This is a genomic window from Melaminivora alkalimesophila, from assembly GCF_000282995.1.
GTDB classification, from domain to species: domain Bacteria; phylum Pseudomonadota; class Gammaproteobacteria; order Burkholderiales; family Burkholderiaceae_C; genus Melaminivora; species Melaminivora alkalimesophila.
Genome location: NZ_ALEE01000513.1, coordinates 1 through 671, shown reverse-complemented (window position 1 = coordinate 671; position 671 = coordinate 1). Strand labels below are relative to the sequence as shown.

The 671-nt window shown below is 71.8% G+C and carries 1 protein-coding gene; it reads left to right on the top strand.

Annotated elements, in window-relative coordinates; all coding sequences use genetic code 11:
* On the top strand, nucleotides 1–543 hold a 543-nt coding region (locus A612_RS09995; protein ID WP_019374354.1), incomplete at its 5' end, for an SDR family NAD(P)-dependent oxidoreductase.
* Nucleotides 544–671 lie beyond the last annotated feature (128 nt).

Below are 671 nucleotides of genomic sequence, written 5' to 3'. Positions count from 1 at the left end.
CTGCAGGCGCAGCCTGCCGGCCGCTACGCCAGCGCCACACTGATCAACAACGCCGGCGTGATCCCGCGCATCGCCCCCCTGTCGGCCAGCGACCCGCAGGACCTGGCGAACGCGCTGCGCGTCGGGCTGGAGGCGCCGATGCAGCTCACGGCCGCCTTCTTGGCCGCCACCGAGGGCTGGGGCGTGCCGCGCAAGGTGCTCAACATCTCCTCCGGCCTGGGGCGACGCCCCATGGCCTCGCAGGCCGCCTACTGCGCCGCCAAGGCCGGGATGGATCACTTCACGCGCTGCCTGGCACTCGACGAGGCCGGCAAGCCCCAGGGCGCACGCGTCTGTTCGCTCGCGCCGGGCGTCATCGACACCGACATGCAGGTGCAGCTGCGCAGCGCCGACGCCACCGACTTCCCCGACGTGGGCAACTTCGCCCAGCTCAAGGCCGGCGGCATGCTCGCCTCGCCCGAGGAGGCAGCCCGGCGCGTGCTCGCCTGGCTGCAGCGCCCCGACTTCGGCGACCAGCCTGTCGCCGATGTGCGCGAGGCCTGAGGGCTTTGCAGGCAACATCCCGTCCCGTTTCCGAATCCCATCCCTTACCACCCAAGGAGAAACCCCATGTCCCGTGAAGTCGTCGTCGCCAGCGCCGTTCGCACCGCCATCGGCGGCTACGGCGGCAG